This window comes from Robertmurraya korlensis NBRC 107688, assembly GCF_001591645.1.
GTDB lineage: Bacteria > Bacillota > Bacilli > Bacillales > Cytobacillaceae > Robertmurraya_A.
Genome location: NZ_BCVH01000011.1, coordinates 151978 through 161054, shown reverse-complemented (window position 1 = coordinate 161054; position 9077 = coordinate 151978). Strand labels below are relative to the sequence as shown.

The window sequence follows — 9077 nt, the reverse complement described above, 5'->3', positions numbered from 1 at the left end:
CGATTATATTTACTATTACAACAATGTACGGATGAAAGGAAAATTAAAAGACATGAGTCCGATTGAATACCGGACTCATGTCCAACAGGTCGCATAGAATATTTGTCTAACTTTTTTGGTTCACTTCAACCAGGACGTTTTTCATCACAAATTATTTCTTTCCAGCTAACCACTCTGCAACGGTCGAAGCATCTGCACCTTCGAGAAGTCCCTTCGGCATTGCGCCCTGGCCATTGGCAATTACATGTTCAATCTCTTCTTTTGATAGACTAGCACCAATCGCATCAAGCTTTGGCCCTACTCCACCTTCAAGGTTTCCACCGTGACAGCTTGAGCATTTTTGCCCGTATAGCTTTTCAGCGTCTCCCCCAGTAGCTGTCGCCGTGTCATCGCTTGCTTCTTCTCCACCACCACAAGCAGCTAGTACAAATAGCGATCCCATCAATACTGCAAGAAGCTTCTTTTTCATCCAAACTCCCCCCTAAGGAAAAAAATACATAGTCGGTAATATTATACCAATACTAGGCTCGTTTGAAACCCTCACCGAGCACCTCGGAGGCATCCATAACGATGACAAATGCAGATGGGTCAATGGTTTTTACTAGTTGTTTCAATTTAGTGAACTCTGTTTGGTCAACCACACACATAAGAATAGGCCGCTCGTGATCCGTATACCCACCGTATGCTGATAGTTTTGTCACACCACGGTCGATTTTATTCAGTATGCCTTCGCGTACTTCCGCCTGTTGGTTCGTTATAATCATCGCCATTTTCGAGCGCCCAAGACCAATTTGGACGAGGTCAATTGTCTTTGTTGTTACATACAAGGCAATCAATGCATACAAGCCGCGTTCAATATCAAACACGATCGCAGCAGACAGGACAATTAACCCGTCGATAATCGCTACGCATGTTCCAAGTGTGAGCCCCGTGTATTTATTAATAATCTGAGCCGCCAAATCCGTCCCACCTGTTGACGCTTTTCCACGGAACACAATGCCTAACCCAAGACCCACTCCGATTCCTCCGAACAAGGCACCTAACAAGGGATCATTCGTCCAAGGCTCAGTTTGATTTGTTAAAAAAACGACCAAGGGAAGAAAAATCGTTCCTACTAGTGTTTTCATACCAAAATTCTTCCCTAGCAAAAGAACCCCAGCAATAAATAAAGGAATATTAAAAGTCCATTGAACAATAGCTGGTTCAAATCCAAACAGGGAATATAGAATGGTCGATATCCCACTGACTCCACCAGAAGCGATTTGATTGGGTAATAAAAATAAGTTAAACGCAACCGCCACGATAGCGGATCCAATTAATACATATATGTATTCTAATAATACTTCTACCTTCGGATGGACCCCAGATGTCTTTTTTCGATTCATAAACCGTGTCTCCTTTACCAATACCTCTTTTCAATAACTAGGCGAGTATAGCATGGAGCAAAAAGGTTGTAAATGCCACTGTACCAACGTGTTAAAGGGCTAAAAAACCTTCTTATTAATATGTGAGTTTCCCTATAGAAACATACAAATAAGACCGGGCATGTAACATGCACGGTCTTATTACTGTTTATTGACGATTCCAACAGCAATCGTTTCTAGAAAAGGACGAACGTTGGTGGATCGGATTTTCGCATAACGAATCATCATAATGACATCGTGTAGCTCCTGTGGTGATAGAAGCTCAATGGACCAATCAACAAATTCCTCATTGGAGATGGTGTAGTTTTTCGTAGGGACTTTAATTTGTTTATATGTACGTAATTCGTCACGTAAAAGTCGTTTATAATATTCATACTTTAGCTCCACCAGTTCATCCTCTTTGCGGAGTTTATCTGTTAGATAGAGCATGGATTGCTCGTTAATCATAACTATTCATTTCACCTCTGTCTAGCACTGCTCGCATTCCCTTCATAATGATATCAAAAAATTAGCAATGTGCCTATTTCTTAAGCCTTTCTTTATTATTTTTGAAATCCTTTTATCTATCAAGGGCATTTCGTATTAATTTTACCGCTTTTTTCCTTCCTCTCAATCGTATCCCTTGACATACGAATGAATAAATAGAAACATTATATACTAAATGGGAATGAACTGTAGGAAGGATGATTGCATGAATGAAAAAAAACTTGGTTCGGTATTTTACATATCCGTCATTATTATTAGTTTATTTGTTTTATGGGGACTATTTGCACCAGAGAACTTGGCAGCGTCTGCAACTGCGGCACTCGCCTTTACAACAGGGGCTTTTGGATGGTTTTACCTATTAGCTGCCTTTATCTTTTTAGTATTTGCGGCATACTTGGCATTTGGACCATATGGGAAAATCAAGCTTGGGAAGGATGATGATGAGCCCGAATACTCATACTTTTCATGGTTCGCTATGCTATTTTCTGCAGGTATGGGGATTGGACTGGTTTTTTGGGGAGTCGCTGAACCCATTACTCATTATATTGATCCCCCGCTAGATTTGGCAGAGGGGCAAACAGCAGAAGCAGCTCGTTATTCGTTACGATACTCCTTTTTCCACTGGGGTCTCCATCCATGGGCGATTTATTGCATCATTGCCCTTGGACTAGCTTATTCACAGTTTAGAAAAGGAGAATCTGGACTGATCAGTTCCACCTTTCGTCCTCTTCTTGGAAATCGGGTCGAGGGTCCGATTGGAAAAGGAATTGATACATTTGCTACGATCGCTACGACGTTTGGTGTGGCGACTTCACTAGGATTAGGGACACTTCAAATTAACAGTGGCCTTTCCCATGTAATGGGAATACCAAACAACACTACCATTCAAATGATAATTATCGCTATTGTCACCGTCCTTTATATGGTTTCTGCCACCACAGGGCTTGATAGAGGGATTCGTTATTTAAGTAACATGAACTTAGGACTGGCTGTCGGAATCTTATTATTTGTGATTATCGTTGGCCCAACCTCCTTTATCTTTGATGCCTTTACCACTACGATTGGGGGCTATTTAGGAGACATCATTCAGATGAGCTTCCGATTATCTCCTTTTACACAAGGAACATGGGTAGGCGCTTGGACCTTATTCTACTGGGCATGGTGGATTTCGTGGGCGCCATTTGTCGGAACGTTCATTGCTCGCGTGTCTAAAGGAAGAACCATCAAGGAGTTTGTCCTAGGGGTATTACTTATCCCTACACTGTTTGGTACCATTTGGTTCTCAGCTTTTGGAGGCTCTGCGCTTTTCTTTGAGCTTTTTGAAAACAGAGGAATTGTCGATGCCGTGAGTAACGACGTAACAACTGCGCTCTTTATCACCTTAGAGCAATTCCCACTCGGAACCATTTTAGCTGGCTTAGCTACATTGTTAATTATTACGTTCTTCATTACCTCTGCCGACTCGGCTACGTTAGTTTTAGGAATGCTTACGTCCAAAGGGGTGTTGAATCCGGCGAATTCGACTAAAATCATATGGGGTTTTCTGCAATCAAGCATCGCTGCGGTGTTGTTGTGGAGTGGTGGGTTGAATGGACTTCAAACCGCTTCCATTGTCGCCGCCTTGCCATTTGCCGTGATTATGGTATTTATGGTCGTATCCTTGAGTAAGTCCTTAAATGAGGAAGTACGTGAGCAGAAGAGGATTGAGAAAAAGCGCAATAAAAAACTAGATGAGCTTTTAAAAGAGAGTGAGTTATAGTGAAAAAGCCTTCTAAGCAAGTGTGCTTAGAAGGCTTTTGTTTTTATAGACTTAACTTCGAACGTAAGTAGGCGTTGATGAAGATATCCAGATCTCCGTCCATAACCGCCTGCACATTTCCTGTTTCTGTATTGGTACGGTGATCCTTTACCATCGAATATGGGTGGAAGACGTAGGAGCGAATTTGTGAGCCCCATCCGATTTCCTTTTGCTCTCCACGAATTTCTAGAAGCTCTGCTTCCTGCTCTTCGATCTTTTTCTGATAAAGCTTAGCTTGTAGCATTTTCATCGCACGCTCACGATTTTTAATTTGTGAACGCTCCGTTTGGCACGTTACCACCACGTTGGTCGGAAGGTGGGTAATACGAACGGCAGAGTCAGTCGTGTTAATATGCTGTCCACCCGCACCACTCGCACGGTACGTATCAATTTTCAAATCCTCTGTACGGATATCGATTTCAATTTCATCATTGAACTCCGGCATAACTTCACAAGATACGAAGGAAGTATGACGACGACCAGATGAATCGAACGGTGAAATACGAACGAGACGATGTACCCCTTTTTCTGCTTTTAGGTAGCCGTAGGCATTGTGGCCTTTGATGGCTAGAGTAACACTTTTAATCCCCGCTTCATCACCTGGTAGGTAGTCCAGTGTTTCCACCTTGAAGCCTTTCTTCTCTGCCCAGCGAGTGTACATACGAAGAAGCATCGAACCCCAGTCCTGCGACTCGGTTCCACCCGCACCTGGGTGAAGCTCTAGGATCGCGTTGTTTTTATCATATTCCTCACTTAATAACAGCTGAAGTTCGAATTGAGCAAGACGCTCAGAAAACTCCTTCAACTCAGTTGCAAGATCGTTTTGCATTTCTTCATCTGTTTCTTCACGAACAAGTTCATAGGTTAGATCTAAGTTTTCGTACACTTCGTATAGGTCATGAAATTCATGTACCTGATCCTTTAATGCATTTGATTCCGAAATAACCGCCTGTGCAGCCTGCTGGTCATTCCAAAACTCTGGTTGAAGCATGACATCGTCAAGCTCCGCAATTCGTGCCTCTTTGTTTTCTAAGTCAAAGAGACCCCCTAAAGTCCGCTAATTTCTTAGCTGTTTTTTCAAGCTCATTGCGAATATCCGCTAATTCCATGTGTGTGCCACCTCTATAAGAATTTTAATATAATCGTATTCCATAAAAAGAGGACGGTAGATTCCGTTGCTACCGACCCTCTATGTTTGTGTTTGGTTGAATTGGGAGCTGTGTTGCGAATCGCAAGTATTTTGTGAGGATCGCAAATATATTACTAAAATCGCAAGTAATTCCTGAGAATCGCAAATATATTACTAAAATCGCAAGTATTCCTCGAAAACAACTGCAATTTCAACCAAGAAATCTCCAAATCCAACCACTAAACCCTTTATTTTGCCACTAGTCTAGGCTTCCGCAGCAGTTTTTATACTTTTTGCCGCTTCCACAGATACATGGGTCGTTACGTCCAACGTCAAGTGCCTTTGTTACAGGCTTTTTCTTAACTGCCTTATCGCCGTCTTCCTTCGGGTTCACCGCTTGACCCTTTGCAACCTCTTGACGCTCCAGGTTGTTGCGGATTTCAGCCTTCATGACGTACTTCGCTACATCCTCTTCGATGGCTGTGATCATGCTTTCAAACATTGCAAATCCTTCGTGGTTGTATTCGCGAAGTGGGTCAATTTGACCGTACGCACGTAAGTGAATCCCTTGACGAAGCTGATCCATTGCATCGATGTGGTCAATCCACTTCGAGTCAACTGCACGAAGCACAACAACCTTTTCGAATTCACGCATTTGCTCGAATGAAAGCTGCTCTTCTTTTTCGTCGTAGCGCTCCTTCACTTTAGCAAGGATTAACTCAGAGATTGCCTCTGGCTCTTTGCCACGAAGGTCTTCAACCGTTACGTCACCCTCGTAAAGAAGATTTCCGTTCACATAGTCAATGATTCCTTGTAGGTTCCACTTATCGCGGTCCTCAAAGCTTGGTGTGTGAACTTCTACGCTTCTGCTAACGACCGTTTCAATCATTTTCTCTACGATCTCTCGTAAGTTCTCAGACTCAAGAACTTCGTTTCTTTGAGTGTATAAAATCTCACGCTGCTGACGAAGTACATCGTCGTAAGACAGAAGCTGCTTACGCGCATCGAAGTTGTTTCCTTCTACACGTTTTTGTGCGGATTCTACGGCTCTTGATACCATTTTACTTTGGATCGGCTGAGAATCATCCATTCCAAGGCGTGTCATCATTGCCTTCATGTTGTCTGATCCGAAGCGGCGCATCAGCTCATCTTCCATAGAAAGATAGAATTGCGTTACCCCTGGATCTCCTTGACGACCAGAACGTCCACGAAGCTGGTTATCGATACGACGGCTCTCGTGTCGTTCCGTACCAATTACAGCTAATCCGCCAACTTCTTTCACACCTTCACCAAGCTTAATGTCCGTACCACGACCAGCCATGTTAGTAGCGATCGTTACCGAACCTTTATGACCTGCTTCCGCAATAATTTCTGCCTCACGCTCGTGATTCTTCGCGTTTAATACATTATGACGAATACCTTTTTTAGAAAGATATTTGGAAATCAATTCAGAAGTTTCGATTGCAACGGTACCAACAAGTACTGGTTGACCCTTGCTGTTTCGCTCGGCAATATCCTCTACAACGGCACGGAATTTTCCGTCCATCGTTGCGTAGATTAAATCGGCACGGTCATCACGAGCAATCGGACGATTCGTAGGAATAACAACAACATTCATGTTGTAAATGTTGCGGAATTCCTCTTCCTCTGTTTTCGCCGTACCCGTCATACCTGATAATTTTTCATACATACGGAAGTAGTTCTGGAACGTAATCGTAGCAAGCGTCATGCTCTCGTTCTGAACTTCAAGACCTTCCTTCGCTTCAATTGCTTGGTGAAGACCATCGCTATAACGTCGGCCCTTCATCAGACGACCCGTGAATTGGTCAACGATGACGATTTCGCCTTCCTGAACGACATAGTCCACATCTAAATGCATGCTCGCGTGAGCTTTAAGCGCTTGTCCGATATGGTGATTCAATGCTACATGACGGATGTCGAATAAGTTCTCAATCCCAAAGGCACGCTCCGCTTTGTTGATTCCGTCTTCTGTAAGCTGAACACCCTTTGTTTTTTCATCGTATGTGTAGTCTTCTTCTTTTTTCAGTGTACGAACGAATGCATTCGCTTGAATATAAAGAGCTGTCGACTTTTGGGCAGAACCAGAAATGATTAATGGTGTACGTGCTTCATCTATAAGGATCGAGTCCACTTCGTCAATTACCGCATAGAAAAGCGGACGCTGTACCTTTTGCTCTTTGTACAGAACCATGTTGTCACGAAGATAGTCAAATCCAAGTTCATTATTCGTTGAATACGTGATATCACAAGCGTAAGCTGCTTGCTTTTCTTCTTTTGAAAGACCGTTCGTATTTAGACCAACTGTTAAGCCTAAGAACGTATAAAGCTGACCCATTTCCGTCGCATCACGACTAGCCAAGTATTCGTTCACCGTTACGACGTGAACACCTTTTCCAGACAAGGCGTTTAAATACACGGGCATCGTAGACGTTAACGTTTTCCCTTCACCTGTCTTCATCTCGGAAATGTTCCCTTCATGAAGAGACGCGCCCCCCATTAGCTGAACAGGGTACGGGTATAGTCCAAGAACACGCTTGGCCCCTTCGCGCACAACCGCAAACGCTTCAACAAGCAGATCGTCCAGTGACTCTCCACCTTGATAACGAGACTTGAACTCCTCCGTCTTAGCACGAAGCTCATCATCGCTTAATGCTTCCATCCTTGGTGCCAGTTTTTCAATCTCTTCACTCAGTTTTGTCAGGCGTTTTAATTCTCTTTTATTCGGATCAAACACTTTATTTAACATTCCAAGCATTTAGAACGCTCCTTTTTGGTAATGGCTATTATGTAAAAAAATCGCCAGCTTGCATGGCGAAGCTTCGTTATTCGAATGTTTACCTTTTATTTTATCACTTTTGGGTACTCAGTGCCAATAAGAGTCAGAGAGTATTACTTTAAATACTCGTCCTCTTCCAGTTCAATCTGTAGGTCTTCTAATATCAACGCTCGTAGCTCTCGTAACTCAGGAGTTAGCGTGGTCTTTAAGTCCTTGACGATTCTTCCAAGACTAGTAGAAGATACCCCCGTCTCTAAGGCAAACTCATTGATCGTCAAATCCACCAACGGGTGAACCTCCATTGCCACATACTGAACAGCCGCTATGTACACAGATTTGTTCTTCACCTGCTTCGGCTTGATTTGACAATAACGATTCCAAAGGGCGATTCCCGTTCCTGTTAGTTCCGGAGGAGAACCGTAGCTCTTAAATTCTTCAATTAATAGCTCAGCAATCACCTTGTGAACCGGAAGTGGCCAGTTAAAGTTATCAGTATTTACTTCAGCTGATAAAAACTGAATTTCGTTCATCACATACAGGAGCTGATTTTTCAAAAACTCGATCGGATCATCGTATTTACTCTCAGCGAACTCATGCTTGATAAACTCCTCATCCCTTTGATCGGACTCACCTTCAAGGTCAAAGAAGGTCGGGAAAAAGATCCACTCATCGCGATAAGGAACAATAAATCCGAAAATGAAGGAGTTCGGCTCGGCCGCTGATGGCTGAAGAAGCTTAATATGAAGATGCTCATCCGTCAGCGTGTCCTTCATCTCCACACTGGCTGGGGTTAGCTCGAGCATTCTCCCCGCCACTGGTCGCGGGCTATGCCAGGAAGCAACGATGTCTCGCAAACCCGCTCTTGTAACCGTTTTATCACGGTGATTAATGAAGTCTTGTAAAAACGTTTGTCCTTGATTCACTTGTTTGAAAAGTGCGAACCACACCGTGTGAATAAATCCAAAAAACTCTATTTCTTTTTCATCGTCAACAAGTGCTGGAAGAACATACCGATCAAAATCTTCATCGATTTCATCGCCATACATATAGTCGACATCACTAATCACTTTTGCCTGAATTTGCTCAATCTCACGTTCAATTAATGAGTTTATCGATATGGCTTCTTTTAAGCCACAACATTTTTTATACTTTTTCCCGCTCCCACATATACATGGGGCATTTCGGTTAAATGATGCTGCCATTCGGTTCTCCTTCTTTATCAAGGCTCTTTTCTTAAACTTTGTTGTTTTGGAGATAAAAAACGCTTAACCTGAGCTACAATACATAGCAAAATAGACTCCAATTGTAAGAAAAGAGCTTGCATTCTTAATTTCAAGCACAAAATAGCTAGTTTCCACGTTAAAATCGGCTTTTAGATTTTAACAACAATCTATGTGGACATAGCCTTTATCCAAATCTCTTACCCTTTAGTGTAAACGATTC

Annotated in this window: 8 protein-coding genes; 2 read left to right on the top strand and 6 right to left on the bottom strand. The window is 42.8% G+C overall.

What is annotated here, in order from left to right; translation table 11 throughout:
* Nucleotides 1–97 (top strand): IS3 family transposase (locus BKO01S_RS24010; protein WP_157077390.1); only part of this gene is annotated, 97 nt, incomplete at its 5' end.
* A 54-nt stretch (nucleotides 98–151) separates the two neighbouring features.
* Here the strand turns inward: BKO01S_RS24010 and cccB are convergent.
* The 3 genes from cccB to BKO01S_RS15605 form a co-directional block, all read right to left on the bottom strand.
* On the bottom strand, nucleotides 152–469 hold the full coding sequence (gene cccB / locus BKO01S_RS15615; protein ID WP_066056007.1) for a cytochrome c551: 318 nt from the start codon (nucleotides 467–469) through the stop codon (nucleotides 152–154).
* A 52-nt stretch (nucleotides 470–521) separates the two neighbouring features.
* Nucleotides 522–1385: a YitT family protein gene (locus tag BKO01S_RS15610; RefSeq protein WP_066056004.1), complete on the bottom strand. Its 864-nt coding sequence runs from the start codon at nucleotides 1383–1385 to the stop codon at nucleotides 522–524.
* Nucleotides 1386–1565: 180 nt separating this feature from the next.
* Nucleotides 1566–1871, bottom strand: coding sequence for a hypothetical protein (locus tag BKO01S_RS15605; protein WP_066055999.1), 306 nt, complete (start codon nucleotides 1869–1871; stop codon nucleotides 1566–1568).
* A 244-nt stretch (nucleotides 1872–2115) separates the two neighbouring features.
* On the opposite strand from BKO01S_RS15605, the gene BKO01S_RS15600 reads away from it, so the two are divergent.
* Nucleotides 2116–3669, top strand: a complete 1554-nt coding sequence (locus BKO01S_RS15600) for a glycine betaine uptake BCCT transporter (protein WP_066055995.1) — start codon at nucleotides 2116–2118, stop codon at nucleotides 3667–3669.
* A gap of 43 nt (nucleotides 3670–3712) precedes the next feature.
* Here BKO01S_RS15600 and prfB read toward each other — a convergent pair.
* The 3 genes from prfB to BKO01S_RS15585 all read right to left on the bottom strand — a co-directional run bounded on the left by prfB (nucleotide 3713) and on the right by BKO01S_RS15585 (nucleotide 8836).
* Nucleotides 3713–4817 (bottom strand): peptide chain release factor 2 gene (gene prfB, locus BKO01S_RS15595; RefSeq protein WP_157077389.1). Its coding sequence is split into 2 segments (ribosomal slippage): nucleotides 3713–4744 and nucleotides 4746–4817, totalling 1104 coding nucleotides; the frame shifts between segments, so codons are not numbered across the junction.
* 279 nt (nucleotides 4818–5096) lie between these two features.
* A complete protein-coding gene (gene secA / locus BKO01S_RS15590; protein WP_066055987.1) occupies nucleotides 5097–7613 on the bottom strand; it encodes a preprotein translocase subunit SecA in 2517 nt (838 codons plus the stop codon).
* Between the two features lie 134 nt (nucleotides 7614–7747).
* Nucleotides 7748–8836 (bottom strand): SEC-C metal-binding domain-containing protein, encoded by a 1089-nt coding sequence (locus BKO01S_RS15585; RefSeq protein WP_066055984.1) that lies wholly within the window; start codon nucleotides 8834–8836, stop codon nucleotides 7748–7750.
* Nucleotides 8837–9077: the final 241 nt, after the last annotated feature.

Excerpts from the sequence above, each read along its gene's own strand:
- BKO01S_RS15600 (WP_066055995.1), top strand. The coding sequence starts at position 2,116 with ATGAATGAAAAAAAACTTGGTTCGGTATTTTACATATCCGTCATTATT.
- BKO01S_RS15585 (WP_066055984.1), bottom strand. The coding sequence starts at position 8,836 with ATGGCAGCATCATTTAACCGAAATGCCCCATGTATATGTGGGAGCGGG.
- cccB (WP_066056007.1), bottom strand. The coding sequence starts at position 469 with ATGAAAAAGAAGCTTCTTGCAGTATTGATGGGATCGCTATTTGTACTA.
- BKO01S_RS15610 (WP_066056004.1), bottom strand. The coding sequence starts at position 1,385 with ATGAATCGAAAAAAGACATCTGGGGTCCATCCGAAGGTAGAAGTATTA.
- secA (WP_066055987.1), bottom strand. The coding sequence starts at position 7,613 with ATGCTTGGAATGTTAAATAAAGTGTTTGATCCGAATAAAAGAGAATTA.
- BKO01S_RS15605 (WP_066055999.1), bottom strand. The coding sequence starts at position 1,871 with ATGATTAACGAGCAATCCATGCTCTATCTAACAGATAAACTCCGCAAA.